Origin of the sequence: Brachybacterium sp. Z12, assembly GCF_014400405.1 — a bacterium.
Classification (GTDB): Bacteria; Actinomycetota; Actinomycetes; order Actinomycetales; family Dermabacteraceae; genus Brachybacterium.
Genome location: NZ_CP060496.1, coordinates 310,512 through 331,050, shown reverse-complemented (window position 1 = coordinate 331,050; position 20,539 = coordinate 310,512). Strand labels below are relative to the sequence as shown.

The window sequence follows — 20,539 nt, the reverse complement described above, 5'->3', positions numbered from 1 at the left end:
TCACATCCCACGCACTTGAGTCAAGGTGCTCCATCCCGTATGGAAATCTCGAGGGGACCTCGCCTCGGATCCACTTCGCTTCCCAGGACTTCACGTCGAACTCGGAGAGGACTACCGCTTTCGCCACTACCGACCCCCTCCCTATTCGCGCTCATCGCATTACGTGCACGGCGTACCAGGCCCTTGAGTGACTTCATCCGCTCGTCGAGCGTTCCATAGAGCCGCCGGTATCGTCGATTCTGGGAACGGAGTTCAAAAATGTGCTCCCACAGCACGTCGGCATGCTGCAGATAGTAGTCGCCGCTCCCCCTCATGATCCGGGCGTAGGTCTTGGCCATCTCGCCCACGTCTCCTCCGATGCTATGGTTCATCGACGTCGAGGTCTGCCGATACCGGAACAAGACCTCGCTTACGCGCCGGAACCCCCAGCCGGCGGCAGTCATGCGGATCCAGAGGTCGTGGTCCTCGCGTCCACGCCGCAGCGTGTCGTCATACCCGCCAACCTGGTCAAAAGCTCGAGCGCGGACAACGGCAGAGCTGTAGACCATGTTCTCCCAGAGAATCTCTACTGGATCGTACGATGGCAGATCCCACACTCCATCGAGGTCGCCAAAGAACTCGGCGCCCGCGTAGGCAACGCCCACAGCGCTATCAGCTTCCAGTTCGGCCACTGTCGCATAAAGATAGTCGGGGAGGATCTCGTCATCATCATCGAGGAAGAGCAGGTAGTCGGCGTCCAGAAGGCTTCTTCCGAAGTTCCGCGCTCCAGCAAGGCCGCGGTTGGCAATCGCATGCACCTTCACCGGGTACTTCGTTTCTATAGCCCGGAGATGCTCGAGGGTCGCGCTTCGGGTGCTGCCATCGTCCACCACCACGACGTGACCCGGCATCAGCGTCTGACCAAAGATCGTGTCCAGAGCCGCATCCAGGTATTCATGACGGTTATGGACTGTGACGACGACCCCGACCAGAGCCGGATCGATACTTTCTTCTCTCATCGCAGTTCTTTCACTTTCGAAACTTCAGCGTGGAGTGCTGCCAGAAACCGCTCATCTCCGAAGCGCTCGTCGACGTTCGCCTTGATCCTCTGCTCTTCGAACTCTTCGTTGCGTCCGAGGGTGATCGCCTCTGCGATCTGACTGGGCTCGGCCTGTTCGAAGAACAGACCGTTGATCCCTTCCGTGACGGTGTCCAGATACCCACCCGCACGCAGGGCGAAGGTCGGCTTGCCAAAGGCTCCGGCTTCCAGAGGGGTGAGACCGAAGTCCTCATGGCTGGCCGCGATGAGCGCCTCCGACTTCGCATACGCCCAGCGCATCTCCGCATCGGACAGCCCTTCGGCGAACCGCACATTGCTCGGCGCCATCGAGCGCAGCCTATCGCGCTCAGGACCCTTCCCGATGACGAGCAGGCGGTCATCAGGGAGCTGTTCGAACGCCTGGACCACCTTGTCGACATGCTTGTAGGGCTGCAGCCGCGACACCACCAGGTAGTGCCCGTCCTCCGCGCCATCCTCGCCAGCCCATCCCTCAAGGCTCGAGATGGGCTGCTTAAACCCTTCCACGAGGTCCGGGCTGAACGGAGGGAACAGCGTGGGGGCGTCGATCCTGTAGACGCGATTGATTCGTTCACGCACGACGGAGGAGTTCGCGAGGTAAAGGTCCGCGGTCCGTGCGGCTCGCTGATCCCAGCGGGTGAGGAACGGGGTGAGCGCGGTGAGCGCGAGTCGCTTCGGATCCAGCGAGCCAGCCTCGCCGAGGTAGTCGTCGGGCAGATAGAGCCAGCGGGCGGGTGAGTGGCAGTACACGATCTTCTTCCCCGTCGTCGGGAAGGCGTGCGCCCAGCCGGAGGACGAGGCGATCACGACGTCCGCATCGATACTCATCCGCGATGAGGCCGAGGCGAGGAGTGGCAGTGCGATTCGCGGGTCACGGCGGAAGGTTCCGATGCGGTTCAGGCTGCTGGTGCGGATCCGCATCTCCTGGAACTCGGGGTAGGTCTGCTCGGGCTCGTAGAACAGCGTGTGGATCTCCGCCTCGGGGAACGCCTTGGCAAGGGAGAGCACCACCCGCTCGGCGCCCCCGCGCTGCGTGAGGTAGTCGTGCGCGATCGCGATGCGCGGGCTCATCGAGCCCTCCTCTCCTCGTCGACGGAATGGCTCGCACCTGCCACGCCAGCTCCCTCGACCGCGAGGGCGACGAGCTTGCGCCCTACGGGTCTCGGCACAAGCGGAAGCATCCGGTTGATCAACCCTGCCACTCGCTCGACTGCACGCCGGGAGCGCATGGACGCAGCGGTGAGCCGGACTCCCAGTCCCCACACGCCGTTCCCCGTTGCCGGGTCGCCGATAGACGCCTCAGGGTGCAGCCGGCGGAAGGTCGAGCGTGCGCCTCCCGCCTCGAAGGCCTTCACGGAACGAGCGGCGACAGTGCGTGCCGGTCCATGATGCTCAGCCGTCAATGCCTCGAATACCTCGATCGGGATGCCCGCCGCGTGGAGCCGGTAGCCGTAGTCGACGTCCTCCCAGCCATACCCCTGGTACCGATCGTCGTAGTGGCCGACCGATTCCCAGGTCTCCCGCGAGATCGAGCAGCTCGCGGCCCACAGACGCCACCTCTCCTGGGGCGGTCGGCTGAGCGCATGAGCGAGAGACTTCCTCGCCGCGTCCTCTCCGTAGGCCCGGGCGTACGCACTCGGTGCGTGGATGTCCCGCGTCGGTCCGACGACACCGACGGTCCCGCTCGAGGTGTGCGCCTCGACGTGCACGGCGACATAGTCGGGTGGGACAACGAGGTCGTCATCACAGCGGATCAGCACGTCACCGCGAGCTGCCTCGAAACCTGCATTCAGCGCGTCGACGCGCCCGCGATTCTCCGGAAAGACGATGATGCGCAGGTCGAGCCGGGACTCGTTCTCGAGCAGCGCCACCGAGCCGTCGTCGACTCCGTCCACGACGACGATGACCTCGAAGGGCGGCGTGCCCTCCTGCTGTGCAGCCAGGCTGTCGAGAAGCTGCGGGAGCCGATCCGCTCCGCGGAACGACGGCACGACTATCGATGCCAGCGGTTCAACGGCCACTTCTGTCTCCTGCGTTCCGAGTGCCTGCACTCTGGACGAGGCCGAGGAGGAGCTCTGCCACGCGCCCAGCACCAGCCTCCGGCGAGAAGCACTCCTCCCATCGACGACGGGCATCGCGCCGGACACCGTCCACGTCAAGTTCTCCGATCAACGACAGGATCGTCTCCGCCAGTGCCGCGTCGTCGCCTCGACGCGTGACCCAGGGATGCTCCGGGCCTGCCACCTCGGGAAGCGCCCCGGCATCCGAGATCACGAAGGGCACTCCTCGCGCCATCGTCTCGGCGGCGACGAGTCCAAACGGCTCTTCCCATACGGAGGGGAACACTGCCAGGTCCACCTGGTCGAAGAATGCTTCTCGGTGAACCCAGCCCAGATGGTCCACGGATCCGGTGAGCGGCTCGAGCGCGGCCTGGATCTCGCGATCGTCCGCCGAGTCACCGAACCTGTTCTCGCCGGCGAGGACAAGGCGCACCTCGCGCTCCGACTGTGCGATCACCTCGGCCATCGCGCGAGCGAGCACGTGCACGCCCTTGTCCTTCGTGAGCCGGCCGAGGAACCCCACGCGGAACGGCCCTTCAGGTCGAAGCTCTCTGTCCAGGAAGGCGATGTCTTCGGTCCAGTTCTCCAGCACCTGAGTGCCGGGGATCCGGGAGGCCATGAAGCGCGAGGGGACCAGGACCCGTGCAGCGCCGAAGCGACCGATCCGGGCTGCGACCGCGTTCAGTCCGGTGGGGAGGATGTGCAAGTGGGCGATCCTCGGCCCCATCCCGATCGTCGCGGCGGTCGGCACCAGCCCGTTGCACCACAGCGGGACCGTGAGGTTCCGCAGCCGCCAAGCGGCGAGCGCGCGCATGTACCCGAGTCGGGTTGATGCTTTCAACGGCACCACGTCGAAGCCGCGCATTCGTGCCTCGTCGAGCAGCTCTCCTGGCGCGGTCGGCGCCAGCACCGTCACGTCGATGTCCATCGACCGCAGCGCTGTCGCGATGTTGAGCAGCATGACCTCGCCACCGCCCATGTCGCCGTTGTTCGTGGCGATCGCGATCCTCGCGCGCACCGCCTCGACGAACTGGGCCAACCGCGAGTCACGACCGGAGATGTTCGTGCTCATCGCCCCACCTCCCATGGGTGGTGCAGGGCGGCGGGACAGCCGATCGCGCAGCGCCTCCAGCCCAGTCCTTGCCTTCTTCGACAGATACACCTCTCCGTACCGGTGGTAGAGGCAGGCGATGCCGGTGACGGCGGCGAAAGTGATGGCCATCCCGAGCCACCGTCCGGTGACCGGTTCGATGAGGTGCAGCAGCGCGTACCCGGTCACTGCATGACCGATGTAGAGGGAGTAGCTGATCCGGCCGTAGAACTGGATCGGCCTCCATCGGAGGATCGAGGTCCTCTCCCTCGTCACCACGACGAGGAACAGGGCAGCGACCACGGCGACGCATGCTGCCTGCGCCCAGCCGTGGAGGATCCACGACACCGCGATCGTGCCGGCCGCCGCGGTGATCGCCAGAGGGCTGAACCTCCGATCCTCTCGGGCGAGATAAGCCAGCATCCCCGCAGCGAAGAACGGACCCCATTCGACAAGTACCAGATTGAGCAACATCTTCCACGGCGGCGCCTCGACGAACTGAGGCGAGACCCCCAAGGTGTATGGCCGCGCCGCAACGGAGACGGCAAGTGCCATCACTACCCAAACGCCTGCAGTCCAGAGCACGACCTTGTTGGTCAGCCTCGAGCGCGTGATGACGAGAAGGGCGAAGATCACCCCGTAGAACTGCATTTCGATCGCGAGCGTCCAGTACACCTCGTCGACGTTGTCGAAGAGGAGCAGCCGTTGGATCATCGTGAAGTTCATCAGGCGGTCTACCCACCCGACATCGGTGCCGGGTACGCGGAACGTGATCGAGACAATGATGCTCACCGTCACCGCGATCCAGTACACGGGGTAGAGCCGGGCGGCCCGGGAGATCACGAAGTCGCTCGGGACGCGCGCGCGGCGTGCGGACATCAGGATCACGAATCCCGAGATGAAGAAGAAGAGCTGCACGCCGTAAGCGCCCCACCAGGCGTTCGGCACCATGGACTCGCCGCCGTGGTATCTGCTGTCGTAACCGCCGGTGAGGTGTCTGAGCACGACGGCAACAGCGGCGATCCCCCTCAGACCATCGAGTTCGAGGAAGCGGCCGCGTCGAGGCTGAACCCCGGTCACCGCTCCTCCTCGCTGACGGCGATCTGACGGTCTCGTTCCTGGCGGGCATTCGCCCAGAACCAGATCGCAGCACCGACCACGAGCGCCCACTGCAGCGTGAAGAAGACTTCGCCCAGGCGCCATGCGCAGATCAGCACCGCGATCGCGGCCGCCTGCACCGCAAGCTCCGGCTTCGTCAGGCGGGTCTCGAAGGGGCGCAGTGCGAGCACCACCGTGATCCCGAGGACGAGGAGGAGCCAGGGCCAGCCTCCCTCCACCAATGCGCTCCAGTACGAGTTGTGGAACAGCCAGCGACTTCCCGGGTCATCAGGGAAGGACACGTACGCCTCGCCCAGGCCCATGCCGAAGAACCCTGCGCCGTCGACCTTCACTTCGGAGGCGGCGTCGATCCGGCTTCGCAGCAGATCCGAGCCCTCCCGGTTCGAAAAGACGCCGATCTGGGAGTAGTCCTCCGAGACGAGATCGACGCCCAGGTAGATCAGCAGGCCGAACATCCACCGTCCGATGACGGGCAGGCGCGGCGCGATGAGGATCCACCCCACGCCCGCGACCATCGCGGCGATGGAGGTGCGGGAGCCGGTGAGCCACACCATCGCGGCGAAGACCAGCACGAGCGCCACTTTCACCCAGCGTCTGTCGACCACCGCGAGAACCAGCACGCCCACGATCGCGTAGGCCATCCCCGCGACGTTCTTGTCCAAGAAGAAGCCCGAGAGCACGCCCCCGTAGTTGTCCGGCGCCAGGCCCAGGTAGAACGCGATCGCATTGAGGATCATCCCGGTCGCGAGGCCAGCCAGTCCGGAGCGGAGGTCGATGCGTCCCGAGGCCAGCACGAGCAGGAACACCGCTGTCAGCCCGAGACGGAGAAGTCGACGCTCCCAGTCGAAGGCGAACTCCGTCGCCTCGGTGAACATCGAGAGCATCGCCAGATAGAACAGACCGATCACCAGCAGCGGCACCAGCATCTGCAGCCACCCGAGGTCCACCTGCGGCCGACGGGTGATGGCGAGCAGGACGATCCCGACGATCACCACCTGGTTGAGCGGGATCGGCAGGCCGAACATCGATCCTTCGAAGATCAGGCCGAAGAACAGCACCAGCTCGGGGATGCGCAGCTTCCCGACAGAGGACAGGACCCCCGCGGTCTCGCTGCGCAGCCGGGAGCCGACCGAAGTCGCGGTGCGGTCGATCCGCGCGTCCTGCGCGGCGGTGCGGTGGCTCATGCGGCCACCTCCCGGTACACGCCCGCGATCGCCGCAGCCATCTCCGCGACGGTGAGTCCGTGCTCCGCTCCCTCGGGCCGCGCCGCAAGGTCGCTCCCCTGCTCGATGATCCGCGCGGCCACGACCTCCGGCGAGCGCGCCTCCTCGGCCGTGACCAGGCACCGCTCGGGCACGATCTCGCCGTTGCCGCCCACGTCGGTGGCGGCCACGCCGAGGCCGTGGGCCACGGCGTCCAGCAGCGTGTAGGAGAGGTTCTCCCAGGCGGAGAGCTGGACGACCACGTCGTGGGCTCGCAGTGCCTCGCCCGCGTCCACGTGGCCGGGAAAGTCGATCCGGTCCTCGAGGTGGAGGGAGTAGGCGAGGGTGCGCAGCGCGCCCTCCTCCAGCCCGCGGCCGGCGATCGTGAGTCGGGCCTCGGGGTGCTCGCGGGCGACGTGGGCGAAGGCCTGCATCAGCTGGTCGATGTTCTTCTCCGGGGCGAGGCGCGCGAGGGACAGCACGCGCAGGCCCGCGCGGGGCTGCGGGGTGGGCTGCGGGGCGTCGACGCCGTTGCGGATCACAGTGAGCTTCTGCCCGCTCCCCACTGCGCCGCGACCTGCGCGGCGGTGGAGTCGCTGACGGCGATCACCCGGTCGGTGCGCAGCAGGCGGGCGCGATGCGCCCCGGCCTTCACCCGGGCCTGCAGGTCGCCGGACTGGTAGTAGCCGCGCACCCCGGAGATGCCGTGCTCGGTGGAGACCAGGCGGATCCGCTCCCCGCGGCCGGCGCGCAGCCCGGTCACGGCCGCGATCCCGGCGAGGTCCGCGAAGGCGAGATGGGTGTGCAGCATGTCGGGGCGCAGGCGCTGCAGGGTGCGGCGGATCGTGCGCACCGCGACGGCGGTGCCGTCGGCGGGGAGACGGTCCCGGTCACCACGGGCGTGCCCTGGGCGCGCAGCGCCTCGGCAAGAGGCCCCTCGGGGCACAGCACCACGAGGCGCCAGCCGGGAATGCCCTGCCGCGTCGCATCGAGCACGTGCCGTGCCACACCGCCGAGGTCAGAGACGGGCACGCACCACAGCGCGAGCGCCTCCTCGACGAGCACTTCGCTCAGAACCATTCCTGCAGCCGATCCAGGGCCACGAAGAAGCCCTCTCCGTTGTTGACGTGCCCCATCCATATCTCCGGGATGAACGGCGCATCGGGGGCTAGGCGGTCCATGCGCTCGGCGAGGTCCTTGAAGTCGACCTCGCCCTCGCCCACCTGCACTCCTTCTCCGTCCACCCCGACCGAGTCCACGATGTGCAGGTGCTCGGTATAGGGGCCCATCGCCTCGATGTACTCGCTGAAGGGGCGGTGGTAGAAGTTCGCGGCGAGCTTCGAGTGGGACACGTCGAAGGTGAGGCGGCGGCCGTAGGTCTCGCAGAACCACACCGTGTCCTCGGGCTCCATGAACAGGTTGTGGAACTGCTGACCGCCCATCAGCCACGGGAACGGCGGGACGGTCTGCGGAGTCAGGCGCACCCCGGCCTCGTCGATGCGCTCAAGGCCCCGCTGCACCCGCTCGTACAGCGGGTAGCGCTCCTCTGCGCGCAGGTGACGATCGGGCAGGAAGCCGCCCATCGTCACCACGACGATCGGATCCTCCTCGCAGGTGAAGTGCTCACGCATGTCGCGCGTCATGTCGATGACGCGCTGCACCTCGTGATCGAGCGCTCCCAGACCGCGTCATCCGGGGAGGCGAGGTCGATGAGGAAGTCGCCGGGGTACAGGTCCGGGGCGTGCACGGTGAAGGACTGCGGCAGCTTCTCCCCCGCCTCGAAGAACTGGCTGAGTTCGAGGTCCATGTCCTTCCCGCTCTGGTGGAACTCGAGGAAGTCCGGCTCGGACACCTCCAGCAGTGCGCGGAAGTCGTGGAAGCGCACCGGCAGGCCCCAGGGACGGTGGAAGCTGTAGTCGCTCCGGGACTGCGGACGGCCCGCGAGGTCGCCGGGGTAGAAGAAGTCCCCGGCGGGCACGTCGCGATGCAGGGTGACGCCGAGAAGTGCCTCCCGGCGATGGGGCTGCAGGCCGCGGCCGGGGCTCTTGACCTCGACGTCCGCCGCGGTGACCACGTCGCCGGTATGCAGATCCCGTGCGGCCACGAGCGACTTGGCGAGGTTGACTCGGTTCATCAACTCTCCGGTGGATACCTCGCGCGGCTTGTCGGTGCCGAGAGCTTCTTCCACCTCGCGGATCTCACGAACCATCGCCGTGAGCTCCTCGGGCAGCAGGGAGACCTTGTGGTCCGTGCCTTCGAGGGTCTTGTCGAGCGTCACGTGCTTCTCGATGATGTTCGCCCCGCGGGCCACCGCGGCGACCGGCACGTGCCAGCCGCGTTCGTGGCCGGAGTAGCCCACCAGGCAGTCGCCGAGCTCGGCGAGCCGCCCCATGTACCGCAGGTTCACGTCCTTGTAGGGCGCGGGGTAGGTCGACTGTGTCTGCAGCAGGGCAAAGGGGGCGCCCTGTGCGCGCAGCACGTCCACCGCCGCGGTGATCTCCTGTTCGCTGCTCATACCGGTGGAGACGATCATCGCCGCTCCGAAGCCGGCCACATGGCCAAGGAGGTCGTGGTTGGTGAGATCCGCAGAGGCGATCTTGTAACCAGGCATCCCGTAGCGGTGCAGCGCATCGGCGGAGGGGATGTCCCAGGGCGTGCAGATCACGTCAAGTCCCGCTCAGCACAGTGGTCGAACACGCGATACATGTCCTCCACTGACAGGGAGTACTTGCTCAGCAGGTTCATCGTGTACTGCGGACCCAGGTCCTCACCGGCGTCCCCGGCGCTGCTGGTGCGGTACAGCGCCGCCATGTCCCGCAGCTGGAACTTCACGGTATCCACACCGGCTGCGGCACACTCGTCCACGAGCTGCTTTGCGAGCTCGACATCGCCCTGGTGGTTGTTGCCGATCTCGCCGATGATCAGCGCCGGATGGTCCTCGCCCACGGTGCGGCGGCCGATGGTGAGGGTGCGAGTGTTGGGGGTCGCGATCGCGGTGAGCCGGCCGCGCTCGTCCACCACCGGGATGCGGTCCACGCCGCGCCCGAATAGTGTGGTGATCTCCTCCACGGGGGCGCCGGGGGCGACCGCGACGAAGTCGGGGTTCGCGGCGTCCACGGCGGGGGCGCCGAGGTCCGGGGTGGGCTGGGCCACCAGCCAGCGGCGGAGATCCCCGTCGCTGAGGGTGCCCCGCACGGTGCCGTGCTCGTCGACGAGGAACACCACCCGGGACTGGTTTTCGGTGATGCGGCGCAGGGCGTCGAGGACTGTGGCCTGCACGTCCACCGTGTAGGGCGCGGTCTGGCGGTCGAGGATCACGTGGTTCTCCATCCGAGTCGGGCGAGCATGCTCTCTGCGGCGGCGACGTCGGCAAGGGTGTCGATGTCCACGCCCTCCACCTCGTCCAGGACGAACAGTCCGGTGCGGCCGCCGATGCGGTTCTCATGGGTGCGGTAGATGTGCGGCGCCGTGACGTACAGGCTGCCGTTCTCGAAGTAGTGGAGCTGCTCGGGGGTGAGCTCCTGCCGGCGGGGCCGGGCGGTCACGTCATAGGCGGCGAGGGCGCTCTGTCCGGCGGATTCCGGCAGACGCCAGAAGAAGGGTGACTCCGGCACCACACCCACCAGCGAGTCCACCCCCGCGCGGCGGAACTCGGCGATGGCGCGGCGAATCGTGTCCGGCCGGCGCACCGGAGAGGTGGCCTGCAGCAGCACCACCGCGTCCAGCTGCGCACCGTCACCCTCGACGACGTCCATGGCGTGCAGGACGGTCGGCTCGGTGGGGGCGGTGTCGCCGGCGAGCTCGGCCGGGCGGTCGATCACGCTCGCGCCGTGCGCGCGGGCCACGGCTGCGATCTCGGCGTCCTCGGTGGAGACGGCGACGATCACCTCGCCGTCTCCGCGGGCCTCGAGGGCCTGGGCGATGGTCCAGGCGATCAGCGGTTTGCCTCCCACGGGCAGGAGGTTCTTGCGGGGGATGCCCTTGGAGCCCCCGCGGGCGGGGATCACGGCCAGCACGCTCATGCTGCTCCCTCGAGCACCTGGGCGATCACCCGGGAGGGTTCGTCGGCCGGGATCTCCGGGGCCGGGGTGGGCTCGCCTCCGTAACGGCGCATCCCGTAGCGGTCCCAGAACTCATGCACCCACGCAGGGGCGTGAGTCGCCTCCACCCAGCCGGGCAGGCCGCGCATGGCCGCCTCGAGCACACCGGTGGAGAACACCCCCACGACCGGCTGGCGCAGCTCGTGCAGCGGGAGAGCCGGATCCTGGAACTCGATGCCGCGTCGCCGCATCAGGGAGTGCGCGCTGCGGGAGAGGACATCCGTCTCGGCAGGGTGAGGGCGATACAGGGCGTTCTCGCGGCGGCAGAAACGGTAGGCGGTGCCAGCGGTGATCCGACGTGGAAGCTCCGCGCCATGCATCTGGCCAAGGAACACGATCTGCTCGTCGATCTCACCGCCGGGCTCATCGGCGTCGTGGCCTGCCTGCCACAGCAGCTGGGAGCCGACGGTGCGCACCTCGAGGTCGTCGCGGCCCGAGCGGTAGAACTGGGCATCCGCATCGCTCCAGGCGAGCAAGGTGGTGCGGGGCGGCAGCGGTGGGGCGAAGGGGTGAGCGCGCCGTGCTGGACCACGGCGGCCGCCACGTCGCGCTCCCGTGCCCAATCATGGGCCAGGCGCCCCACGTGCAGGTGCCAGCCGAGGCTGAGAACAGAAGAGATGTCGCGGGCATCGAGCACTTCCCGAGGCGAGGCGACGATCTGCCGCGTCCACTCCCCTCCCGTGAGCTCGGGCAGCTCGACCTCAGCCGGGGCCAGCACGTCCACGGCGGAGCTGAGATAGGGCAGGGCGGTGAGCAGGCTGATCCGGGAGGTGGGCGAGGCAGAGTCCACCGCGATCAGGATCCGGCCGCCGGTCTCAGCGCCGGTCCGGGAGTGCAGCACCAGGCCCGGCTGCGAGGGTGCGTCGCCGCGACGGGAGCGGATCGCTCCGGTGACGGCGTGCTTGAGCTGGCGGGCGCGGTGGCGAGACGTCTGCCATTCCTGCCAGCGCTCGAGGCTGCGGGGGTGGATCAGTGCCATAGGGCGTCGACCTCCTCGAGGCGATGGTCGAAGGTGTGCTCGGCCAGGGTGCGTCGGCGACCCGCCTCGCGCATCCGCTCGGCCCAGGCGGTGTCGTGCAGGGCGCGGCGGGCGAGGTCGGTGAGCTCGTCGAGGTCGTGCCAGACGGCCACCTCGGTGTCCACCTCGTAGAACTGGTCCACGTCATCGCGGTCCACGAGCTGCACACCGCCCATGCCGGGGATCTCGAAGGTGCGCATGGCGTGGCCGTTCTGGAGGCCGTGGATGGCCACGGCCGCGGCCGCCTCGGCATGGATCTGGTAGGCGCGCTCGAGCGGCACCTCGCGGGAGGAGGCGATCGCGGGGCGCCGCCACGAGAAGGTGCGGGCACGGTCGATCACGTGGCGGGAGAAGTCGCGGCCCCAGGCGTGGACGGGCAAGCCTCTCTCCCCAGCGTCTCGAGGGTCTCGAGGCGGTTGTCGTAGCCGGAGCCGATGAACACGATCTCGCCCGAGCGACGCCCGGTGGGCGCCGCTCGGTGCGGATCGAAGGCATTGGGCACGAAGTGCGCGTCCACTCCGCGGCGCTGCAGCTCCTCGGCCTCGGAGCGCGCGTAATCCACCACGGGGCCCACCGAGCGCAGGAAGTCTTCGGTGTAGTCATGGCGGTGCAGGTCGTCGTACAGCCACAGGATGCGCGGGGTCTCACCCAGGGCGTCCCAGAAGCGGTCGTCGAGGCCGTCACCCTTGATGATCACCACCCTGTCCGGTCGGACGCCGCGCATCATCGCGATCACCCGATCGGTGAGGCGGCGATTCTCCACGCCCTGGCGATCGCGGGCCAGGCGCAGGCGCTCGGGCAGCTGCACGGTGGCCTTGAGCCGGACCTTCTCCGCCAAGGTGTCGTAGGCGTCGTACCGAGCGGTGTGGACTTCGTAGCCACGGCGGGCGAAGGCGTCGCCGATGCTCTGCCAGTAGCCATGAAAGGAGGGGGAGATCAGCAGCAGCCGAGGAGTGGTGCTCATTCCGGCAGGTCCTTCCCGGCCCGGTGGATCAGCTGCAGCTCGTCGCGGGCCACGGCGAGGGGCGCACCTGGCGCCCGGCTACCCTTCTCCCAGTATTCCACAGCAGGTTCGCGCCCGTGGCCAGGGACATCCCTGCTCGCAGCAGGTGCAGGTTGCCGTGCCTGCGGGCGTAGCGCATGCGGGCGCCCACCAGCCAGCGGCGGCGGCGCTCCTCGTTGCCCGAGGACGCACCTCCGACGTGACAGACCTCGAGGTCCGCGTCGAGCAGGGAGGGGATCCCTTCACGACGCAGCCGCAGCTGGAGGTCGACCTCTTCGGTGTACATGAAGTAGCCCTCATCGAAACCGCCCACGTGGCGCACCTGCTTCAGCGGAAGCAGCAGAACGGCTCCGGAGACCCAGTCCACGGGAACCATGCCAGTGCCGCGCTCGGCATCGAGATCATGGCCCACGGCGCGGTGCAGCGCATCGCGGTGACGCTGCGAGGCGAGCGGGACGAGCCACTCGACGATCTGGTGGCCGATGGTCGGGAAGTACCGGGCGGCGTAGCCGGAGTGGCCGTCGGGGCCCACGATCCGGCAGCCGACCACGGCGGGCTGCCACGGCGCGGCATGCGCCAGAACTGCCCGGCAGAATCCCTCTGGGATCTCGAGGTCCGAGTTCAGCACCAGAGCCTGCTCGATCACGGGATTCTGCGCGAGGGCGGCGAGACCGGTGTTCACCGCGGCGCCGAAACCTCCGTTGGCCCCCGGCGCAGCAGCTCGACCCCAGCGGGGAGGTCGCCGGCGTCGACCGGCTGGGGGCTGGCGTCATCGACCACCACCACCCGGGCAGCTCGATCCGCGGTGGTGACCGAGGGGCCGGCCAGTGCGGTCAGCAGGGGCAGCACCGGGGCGATGTCGCCGTGCACGGGGATGACCACCCCGAGCTGCTCGAGGGTCACTCCTGTTCCCGGTCCGCGGGAGCGGCGCGGCGGCGCCGGGAGCGCTGGGGCGGTTCGGTCGGGCTGGACGTCGCGGGAGCGAGCGGCTCGGCAGGCCCGTCGGCCTGCTCGACGTCCACATCCTCGGCGTCCGGTACGAGCGCGCCGTCGTCGTAGCCGGTGGCGGCGCCGTAGCCGTAGGTGCCGTAGGCGGCGTACCCGTATTCGGCGTCGCCGTAGGCCAGGCGGGTGAAACGGCTCGCGGATGCGCGGTTCAGGACCACGCCGTAGACCTTCGCGCCGATCCCGCGGATCGCCTCGACCGAGCGGGTCAGGCCGATCATCCGGCTCTTCCCGGGCACGCCTACGAGGATCGCGCCGTCTGCGTGCCGGGCCAGCAGCTGCGCATCGGTGACCGCGAGCACCGGGGGCGCATCGATGATCACGAAATACTCGCGGGAGAGTTCCGTGATGAGCTCCTTCATGCGCCGGGAGCCCAACAGCTCGGAGGGGTTCGGCGGCACCTGGCCGGCGGGCAGCAGCGTCAGCTTCTTCACGGAGGAGGGCTGGGTGGCGTCCTCGAGGCTCACCGAGGAGGCCAGCAGCTGGGACAGGCCGATCGCGCCGTCCACACCGAACTGATCGGCCACCATCGGGCGGCGCAGGTCCGCATCGATCAGGAGGGTGGGCTGACCGGCGCGGGCCATCACCCGGGCCAGGTTCGCGGCCACCACGGACTTGCCCTCGCCGGGGGCGCTCGAGGTGACCACGATCGAGCGCGGAGGCTCGTCCACATCGACGTACCGCAGATTGGTGCGCAGCTTGCGGATCGCCTCCCGGGCGCCGAAGGCCTTCGGCTCCGGCAGCGTGCCGTCCTTCGCCCGGATCATCTCCTTGGCCTCCGGCAACGTGCCCAGGACCGGCAGATCGAGGGCTTCGGTGATGTCATCGGCGGTACGGATCCGCGAGTCGTTGCGATCGCGCAGCCAGGCGACGCCGAGCGCGATCAGCAGCCCGGCCGCCGCGCCGGCGGCGAGATACCGGTTGCGGTCCGGGGAGACCGGCGCACCTGGCACCACGGCGTTCTGGTACGTGGTCAGCTGGACGCTGACCGCGGCGTTCTCGTTGCCGCCGGTCTCGAGCGCGTGAGCTTCCGCGGCGGTCGCCTCGACCGCTGCGTTGGCGATCGCAGAGGCCTCCTCCGGAGAGCCCGCTGTGGCGGTGACGGTGATGATCGGAGCGTTGGGGTCCAGCTGAGTCTGCAGCGAGCCAGCGACGGTATCGGGGCTCGAGGACAGGCCCAGCTCATCCACGATGCTCTCCCCCACCGCGCGGGTGTTGAACAGCGGCAGGTAGGACTGCGCCTTGGAGTACTGGAACTGCATGTTCCCGCTCGCCCGCTGAATCGGATTCCCGGCGTCGTCCGTCTGCGCACTGGCGGAGACGTAACCGAGCGCACTGGCCGTGTACACCTCCGGCTTCGTGTATGAGAAGCCGAAGCCGGCGGCAGCACCGAGAACAGTGATCACCACGAGCAGGACCAGGTTGCGCAGAAGCAGCCTGAGGAAGTCTTCGATGGTCACCAGCACTCACCGTTCACGCTGCAGGAAGAGGGTCCTGGCCATCGTAGGTGAGCCGGGCCGGACTCTGCCCGGTTTGACCTCGATGGATGGTCACGACTTGGGAACCTGTGCCCCGGATGAGCCGCTACTCACCGGTAAGGGCGTCGTAGTCAGTGCCCGAGGTGCTCGGCCAACGCCATCCACTGCTCCCTCGGCACGAAACCCGCCTCGTGGATCTTCGAAAGGTCCAAGGTTGACTGCGCCGGTCTCGGGGCGATGCCGGTCTTGCCGGCGTAGTACTCGGCCGTGGCCACGGGGCGCACTCGCGCGGGGTCGTGGCCGGTGAGCGTGTAGACCTCGGCGGCGATGCGGGCCCAGCTGGCGGGCTCGCCCTCGCAGGTGACGTTGTAGGTGCCCGAGGCGGGGCGGGCGGTGAGCAGGTGGTCGATCGCAGCGGCGAGATCTTCGGTGAAGGTGAGCCGGCCGATCTGGTCGTCGACCACTGCCGGGTCGAAGCCGCGCTCGGCGAGGCTCGCCATGGTCGCCACGAAGTTGCTGCCCTCGCCGATCACCCAACTGGTGCGCACGATGTAGTGTCGGGCAGAGACCCGACCAGCTGATCACCGGCGGCTTTGGTCTGCCCATAGACGCCCAGCGGACTGGGCGGCTCGTCCTCGTGGTGCAGCGCGGCTGTGCCGTCGAAGACGTAGTCGCTCGAGACATGCACGAGCGTGGCGCGATGGGTGCGGGCAGCCTCGACCAGACGCGCGACAGCGGTGACGTTCACGGCCCAGGCCTCGCGGCGGCCCTCGGTGGTCTCGGCGGCGTCGACCGCGGTGTACGCGGCGGCGTTGATGATCGCGCCGTAGGGCGAGAAATCGAAGGCGTCGACGCTCGCGGGATCCGCGAGGTCCAGGCGGGTGCGGTCCACGATGTCGACGTCGGCCCTCCCAGCCCAGAGGGCGGCGAGGGCGCGGCCCAGCTGGCCGTTCCCGCCGGTCACCAGGGTGCGGCGCGGCGGGACGGGCACCACTTCGGCCAGGCGCGGGTGGTGCTGGTCCTGGCGGAGAGCTCCGCCTGCGGCAGCGGGATCGGCCAGGGGATCGCGGCGGCCTCATCGGCCAGGTGGAGGAAGGTGTACTGCGACTGCGCCGCCGCAGACCAGTGGTCGTTGACCAGATAGGTGTACGCGGCGGGTGCCTCCAGGGTCTGGAAGGCGTTGCCCACTCCGCGGGGCACGAACACCGCCACCTCGGGGCTGATCTCGTGCCAGTAGGTCGCCCCGAAGCTCGGGCCCTCGCGCAGATCCACCCAGGCGCCGAACACGCGCCCAGTCGCCACCGAGATGTACTTGTCCCACGGCTCGGCATGGATCCCTCGAGTCACGCCCACGGCCTGGTTGAAGGAGATGTTGTTCTGCACCGGCCCGAAGTCCGGCAGGCCCGCGGCGACCATCTTCTCCCGCTGCCAGTTCTCCTTGAACCAGCCCCGCGCATCACCATGCACGGGTAGGTCGATCACCAGCAGCCCCGGGATCGGGGTGGGGTGGACGGCGAGCTCGGTCATGGGGTCCTCTCGATGCCGCGACGGACGCGCCGTGCGATCACTGTCCGGTGGCCTGGTACTTCGCCTCGGTGGCGGCCTTCTGTGGGCGCCACCAGTCCTCATTGTCGCGGTACCAGTCGATGGTCGCGGACAGGCCCTTCTCGAAGTCCTCGTACTGCGGGGACCATCCCAGCTCCTCGCGCAGTGCGGTCGCATCGATCGCATAGCGCAGGTCATGGCCGGGTCGGTCGGTGACGTGGTCGTAGTCGTGCTCGTCCTGGCCCATCAGCTGCAGGATCAGCTCGACGACCTGTTTATTGTTTCTCTCCCCGTCGGCCCCGATGAGATAGGTCCGGCCGATCTGGCCAGCCTCGAGGATGCGCAGCACGGCGCTGGAGTGGTCCTCGGCGTGGATCCAGTCACGCACGTTCAGTCCCTGCCCGTACAGGCGCGGACGGATCCCGTCGATCAGGTTCGTGATCTGGCGGGGGATGAACTTCTCCACGTGCTGGCGCGGTCCGTAGTTGTTCGAGCAGTTGGAGATCGTCGCCCGGACGTCGAAGGACCGCACCCACGCGCGCACCAGCAGGTCGCTTCCCGCCTTCGTGGCGGAGTAGGGGCTGGAGGGGTTGTACGGGGTGGTCTCGGTGAAACGCTCCGGAGTGTCGAGGGCGAGATCGCCGTAGACCTCGTCGGTCGAGATGTGGTGGAACCTCACCCCGTGCCGGCGCACCGCCTCCAGGAGGGTGAAGGTGCCGATGAGGTTCGAGGCCAGGAACGGCGCAGGATCGTGCAGGGAGTTGTCGTTGTGGGACTCTGCGGCGTAGTGCACCACCGCATCGGCCTGCGCGACCAGGGGATCGACCGTCGCCGCGTCCGCCACATCCCCCACCACCAGGCGCACCCGGTGCTCCGGCAGTCCGGCGAGGGAGGAGCGATGTCCCGCGTAGGTGAGCTTGTCCAGCACCGTGACCGTATCCTCGGTGCGGGCGATCACGTGGTGGACGAAGGCGGAGCCGATGAACCCGGCCCCTCCCGTGACGAGCAGATGACGCGACAACGAAGAACCTCCAGAACAGGACCCGCAGGTCAGGGATGCACGGGGTGGTGGGCGCGCTCGCGGGCGAGCACGTCGAGCAGATAGCGACCGTATCCGGATTTCACGAGCGGCTCGGCCCGTTCTCGCAGCTGCTCATCGTCGAGATAGCCCATCCTCCAGGCCACCTCCTCGGGAGCGCCGATGGTCAGGCCTTGTCGCTGCTGGACGGTACGGATGAACTCACCAGCGGCCGCGAGATCGTCGAACGTCCCGGTGTCGAGCCAGGCGGTACCGCGGGTGAGCACCTCGACCTGCAGGCTGCCCTCGTCCAGATACATGCGGTTCAGGTCGGTGATCTCCAGCTCCCCCGCGGGGAGGGCTTCAGGGCTCTGGCCCGCTCGGTCACCGTCTCGTCGTAGAAGTACAGCCCTGGCACGGCAAGGTTCGAGCGCGGCTGCGCAGGCTTCTCCTCGAGCGAGAGCGCGCGGCCGTTCTCGTCCATCTCGACCACGCCGTACGCGGCAGGATCCTTCACCCAGTAGCCGAACACTGCCGCGCCTTCCAGGTCGCTAAAGCGGCCCAGCTGTGCGCCCATCCCGTGCCCGTAGAACAGGTTGTCGCCCAGCACCAGTGCGGCCTTCCCACCTTGCAGGAACGCCTCGCCCAAGGTGAAGGCCTGTGCGAGCCCGTCCGGGGAAGGCTGGACCGTGTACTGCAGGTTCACACCAAAGCGGTCCCCATCGCCCAGCACCCGCTGGAAAGCAGACTGGTCCTCCGGGGTGGTGATGATCAGGATGTCGCGGATCCCGGCGAGCATCAGCGTGCTCAGCGGGTAATAGATCATCGGCTTGTCGTAGACCGGCATCAGCTGCTTCGAGACACCGATCGTGAGCGGGTGGAGCCGAGACCCGGTACCGCCGGCCAGAATGATTCCGCGCATGCGGCCAGTATGTCAGCGTTCATCACCGCGCGAACCGCAGCGCGCTGGCCGCGAGGGCTCTGCGACCCCCGTGGGACTCAGCGCGGCATGTTGCGCAGGTTGGACGCGGCCATGTCGAGCATCTTGCCCACGCCGCCGCCGAGCACCACCTTGGTGGAGGCGCTCGCGAACCCGCGGATCTGCTGAGCGGTGATCTTCGGGGGCATCGAGAGGGCATCCGGATCGGTGACCACGTCGATCAGCATCGGGCCGGGGGTCGCGAGAGCCTCGGCGAGCTGCTTCTTGAGCTTCTTCGGATCGGTGATCCGCACCGAGGGCAGGCCCACTCCGTTCGCGATCGCGGCGTAGTCGACGTCCTCGTGGTCGGTGCCGTGATCGGGCAGGCCCTCCACCAGCATCTCGAGCTTGACCATGCCGAGGCTGGAGTTGTTGAACACCAGGATCTTCGTGTTCAGCTGGTGGAGCTTCACGGTGAGCAGCTCGCCCATCAGCATGCCCAGCCCGCCGTCGCCGCTGAGGGAGATCACCTGCCGGTCCGGGAACGCGAGGGAGGCACCGATCGCCTGCGGCAGCGCGTTGGCCATCGAGCCGTGATGCCAGGAGCCGAACACGCGGCGCTTCCCGTTGGGGGTGAGATAGCGGGCGCCCCATACGTTGCACATGCCGGTGTCCACGGTGAAGATCGCATCGTCCTCCGCGAGGTCATCGAGGGTGGCGGCGACGAACTCCGGATGGATCGGAGTCATCTTCTCGACGTTCTTGGTGTACGCGGCGACCACGCCGGTCAGCGCCTTGTGGTGGGCCTTGAGCTGCTTGTGCAGGAAGCGATGGCTCTTGCGGGAGGTCAGCAGCGGCAGCACCGCCTGCAGTGTGAGGCCCACGTCGCCGTGGAGAGCGAGATCCAGGGGGACGCGGCGGCCCAGGCGGGAGGCGTCGGCGTCGATCTGCACGATCTTCGGGGCCTTCTTCCCGTCGGCCCCCGGCAGGAACTCGCTGTAGGGGAAGTCGGTGCCCAGCAGGATCAACAGGTCCGCCTCGTGCATCGCCTCGTAGCAGGCGCCGTAGCCGAGCAGCCCGCTCATCCCCACGTCGTACGGGTTGTCGTACTGCATCCATTCCTTGCCGCCGAAGGCGTGGCCGATGGGTGCCTTGACCTGCTCGGCGAGCGCGAGCACCTCCTCGCGGGCCTCGCGCACGCCGGCGCCGGCGAAGAGGGTGACCGAGTCCGCTTCGTCGATCAGCTCGGCGAGGCGTCCCACGGGGCCGGCGGCCGGCTGGACGCGGCCCAGCTCGGTGGCGAGGTCGCGGGTGAGCGGGCCGTCCACCTCCTCGTCGGCGACGTCGCCGGGCAGCACGAGCACGGAGACGCCCTGCTTCGCGATCGCGGTCTGCACCGCGGCATGGAGCATGGTGGCACCGTGGCTGCCGGAGTTGACCATCTCGCAGAAGTGGGAGCATTCGCGGAACAGGATCTCCGGGTGGGTCTCCTGGAAGAAGCCGGTGCCGATCTTGCCCGAGGGGATGTGGGAGGCGATCGCGAGCACCGGGGCGTTGTCGCGGTGGGCGTCGAACAGGCCCTGGATGAGGTGGGTGTTGCCCGGCCCGCAGGAACCGGCGCAGACGGCGAGCTTGCCGGTCAGGCGGGCCTCCGCCCCGGCGGCGAAGGCACCGGCCTCCTCGTTGCGCACGTGGATCCACTCGATGCCCTCGGTGGTGCGCACGGCGTCGACCACGGGGTTCAGGGAGTCGCCGACGACCCCGTAGATGCGCTCGACGCCGAGATCGCGGAGCTGGGTGACGAGGAGCTGGGCGAAGGTGCTGCGGGCCATGCGGTGCCTCCTGGGATGGTGCGTCCGGATGGGCACCGGCCCCCAGGCGCGGCGCCCGTCCTGTTCACCCTAGTCGCGCCGGGCCACATCCGC

General features: G+C 68.4%; 17 protein-coding genes and 3 pseudogenes. All 20 read right to left on the bottom strand.

The genetic code is table 11. The annotated features are described in order from the left end of the window. Positions 1 to 20 precede the first annotated feature (20 nt). The gene (locus tag H3H54_RS01775) at positions 21 to 998 is read right to left on the bottom strand and encodes a glycosyltransferase family 2 protein (RefSeq protein WP_262425273.1); all 978 of its coding nucleotides are present in this window, start codon (positions 996 to 998) and stop codon (positions 21 to 23) included. Continuing rightward, positions 995 to 2,128, bottom strand: a complete 1,134-nt coding sequence (locus H3H54_RS01770; protein ID WP_262425272.1) for a glycosyltransferase — start codon at positions 2,126 to 2,128, stop codon at positions 995 to 997. The genes H3H54_RS01775 and H3H54_RS01770 overlap by 4 nt, the downstream gene beginning before the upstream one ends. Beyond that, positions 2,125 to 3,078, bottom strand: a complete 954-nt coding sequence (locus H3H54_RS01765; protein ID WP_262425271.1) for a glycosyltransferase family 2 protein — start codon at positions 3,076 to 3,078, stop codon at positions 2,125 to 2,127. Before H3H54_RS01765 ends, H3H54_RS01770 begins: the two co-directional genes overlap by 4 nt. Next, positions 3,068 to 5,287: an acyltransferase family protein gene (locus H3H54_RS01760; protein WP_262425270.1), complete on the bottom strand. Its 2,220-nt coding sequence runs from the start codon at positions 5,285 to 5,287 to the stop codon at positions 3,068 to 3,070. The genes H3H54_RS01765 and H3H54_RS01760 overlap by 11 nt, the downstream gene beginning before the upstream one ends. Then, the gene (locus H3H54_RS01755) at positions 5,284 to 6,510 is read right to left on the bottom strand and encodes an ABC transporter permease (RefSeq protein WP_262425269.1); all 1,227 of its coding nucleotides are present in this window, start codon (positions 6,508 to 6,510) and stop codon (positions 5,284 to 5,286) included. The genes H3H54_RS01760 and H3H54_RS01755 overlap by 4 nt, the downstream gene beginning before the upstream one ends. Then, complete coding sequence (locus H3H54_RS01750; RefSeq protein ID WP_262425268.1) at positions 6,507 to 7,070, bottom strand: glycosyltransferase; 564 nt, start codon at positions 7,068 to 7,070, stop codon at positions 6,507 to 6,509. The genes H3H54_RS01755 and H3H54_RS01750 overlap by 4 nt, the downstream gene beginning before the upstream one ends. Then, positions 7,067 to 7,474 carry a glycosyltransferase family 4 protein gene (locus H3H54_RS01745; protein WP_395963215.1) on the bottom strand — a complete coding sequence of 136 codons (408 nt, stop codon included), beginning with the start codon at positions 7,472 to 7,474 and terminating at the stop codon, positions 7,067 to 7,069. Before H3H54_RS01745 ends, H3H54_RS01750 begins: the two co-directional genes overlap by 4 nt. 124 nt (positions 7,475 to 7,598) lie before the next feature. Next, the gene (locus H3H54_RS01740) at positions 7,599 to 8,189 is read right to left on the bottom strand and encodes a sugar phosphate isomerase/epimerase (RefSeq protein WP_262425266.1); all 591 of its coding nucleotides are present in this window, start codon (positions 8,187 to 8,189) and stop codon (positions 7,599 to 7,601) included. Beyond that, positions 8,168 to 9,901: pseudogene (locus H3H54_RS19350) on the bottom strand (N-acetylneuraminate synthase family protein); the annotation flags it as partial. The gene H3H54_RS01740 and the pseudogene H3H54_RS19350, both read right to left, overlap by 22 nt. Beyond that, positions 9,843 to 10,550 carry a cytidylyltransferase domain-containing protein gene (locus tag H3H54_RS01725; RefSeq protein ID WP_262425265.1) on the bottom strand — a complete coding sequence of 236 codons (708 nt, stop codon included), beginning with the start codon at positions 10,548 to 10,550 and terminating at the stop codon, positions 9,843 to 9,845. The pseudogene H3H54_RS19350 and the gene H3H54_RS01725, both read right to left, overlap by 59 nt. Further along, positions 10,547 to 11,104, bottom strand: a complete 558-nt coding sequence (locus H3H54_RS01720; protein ID WP_262425264.1) for a hypothetical protein — start codon at positions 11,102 to 11,104, stop codon at positions 10,547 to 10,549. The genes H3H54_RS01725 and H3H54_RS01720 overlap by 4 nt, the downstream gene beginning before the upstream one ends. Positions 11,105 to 11,597: 493 nt before the next feature. Then, positions 11,598 to 12,026, bottom strand: a complete 429-nt coding sequence (locus H3H54_RS01715; RefSeq protein ID WP_262425263.1) for a glycosyltransferase — start codon at positions 12,024 to 12,026, stop codon at positions 11,598 to 11,600. Then, positions 11,984 to 12,610: a DUF3880 domain-containing protein gene (locus H3H54_RS01710; protein ID WP_262425262.1), complete on the bottom strand. Its 627-nt coding sequence runs from the start codon at positions 12,608 to 12,610 to the stop codon at positions 11,984 to 11,986. The genes H3H54_RS01715 and H3H54_RS01710 overlap by 43 nt, the downstream gene beginning before the upstream one ends. A gap of 28 nt (positions 12,611 to 12,638) precedes the next feature. Further along, the gene (locus tag H3H54_RS01705; protein WP_262425261.1) at positions 12,639 to 13,331 is read right to left on the bottom strand and encodes a glycosyltransferase family 2 protein; all 693 of its coding nucleotides are present in this window, start codon (positions 13,329 to 13,331) and stop codon (positions 12,639 to 12,641) included. Beyond that, positions 13,328 to 13,552, bottom strand: coding sequence for a hypothetical protein (locus H3H54_RS01700; protein ID WP_262425260.1), 225 nt, complete (start codon positions 13,550 to 13,552; stop codon positions 13,328 to 13,330). The genes H3H54_RS01705 and H3H54_RS01700 overlap by 4 nt, the downstream gene beginning before the upstream one ends. Beyond that, positions 13,549 to 15,114 (bottom strand): polysaccharide biosynthesis tyrosine autokinase, encoded by a 1,566-nt coding sequence (locus tag H3H54_RS01695; protein WP_262425259.1) that lies wholly within the window; start codon positions 15,112 to 15,114, stop codon positions 13,549 to 13,551. The genes H3H54_RS01700 and H3H54_RS01695 overlap by 4 nt, the downstream gene beginning before the upstream one ends. 149 nt (positions 15,115 to 15,263) lie before the next feature. Beyond that, positions 15,264 to 16,659, bottom strand: a pseudogene (locus tag H3H54_RS01690) (sugar nucleotide-binding protein). Positions 16,660 to 16,696: 37 nt separating this feature from the next. After that, positions 16,697 to 17,698: a dTDP-glucose 4,6-dehydratase gene (gene rfbB / locus H3H54_RS01685; RefSeq protein WP_262425258.1), complete on the bottom strand. Its 1,002-nt coding sequence runs from the start codon at positions 17,696 to 17,698 to the stop codon at positions 16,697 to 16,699. A gap of 29 nt (positions 17,699 to 17,727) precedes the next feature. Next, positions 17,728 to 18,617 (bottom strand): annotated as a pseudogene (rfbA, locus tag H3H54_RS01680) (glucose-1-phosphate thymidylyltransferase RfbA). Positions 18,618 to 18,694: 77 nt separating this feature from the next. Continuing rightward, the gene (locus H3H54_RS01675) at positions 18,695 to 20,446 is read right to left on the bottom strand and encodes a pyruvate dehydrogenase (RefSeq protein WP_262425257.1); all 1,752 of its coding nucleotides are present in this window, start codon (positions 20,444 to 20,446) and stop codon (positions 18,695 to 18,697) included. Between the last annotated feature and the right edge of the window lie 93 nt (positions 20,447 to 20,539).

What these genes read in the sequence shown, in the direction of transcription:
- H3H54_RS01775 (WP_262425273.1), bottom strand. Translation starts at nt 998, where the DNA reads ATGAGAGAAGAAAGTATCGATCCGGCTCTGGTCGGGGTCGTCGTCACA.
- H3H54_RS01770 (WP_262425272.1), bottom strand. Translation starts at nt 2,128, where the DNA reads ATGAGCCCGCGCATCGCGATCGCGCACGACTACCTCACGCAGCGCGGG.
- H3H54_RS01755 (WP_262425269.1), bottom strand. Translation starts at nt 6,510, where the DNA reads ATGAGCCACCGCACCGCCGCGCAGGACGCGCGGATCGACCGCACCGCG.
- H3H54_RS01725 (WP_262425265.1), bottom strand. Translation starts at nt 10,550, where the DNA reads ATGAGCGTGCTGGCCGTGATCCCCGCCCGCGGGGGCTCCAAGGGCATC.
- H3H54_RS01710 (WP_262425262.1), bottom strand. Translation starts at nt 12,610, where the DNA reads ATGAGCACCACTCCTCGGCTGCTGCTGATCTCCCCCTCCTTTCATGGC.
- H3H54_RS01675 (WP_262425257.1), bottom strand. Translation starts at nt 20,446, where the DNA reads ATGGCCCGCAGCACCTTCGCCCAGCTCCTCGTCACCCAGCTCCGCGAT.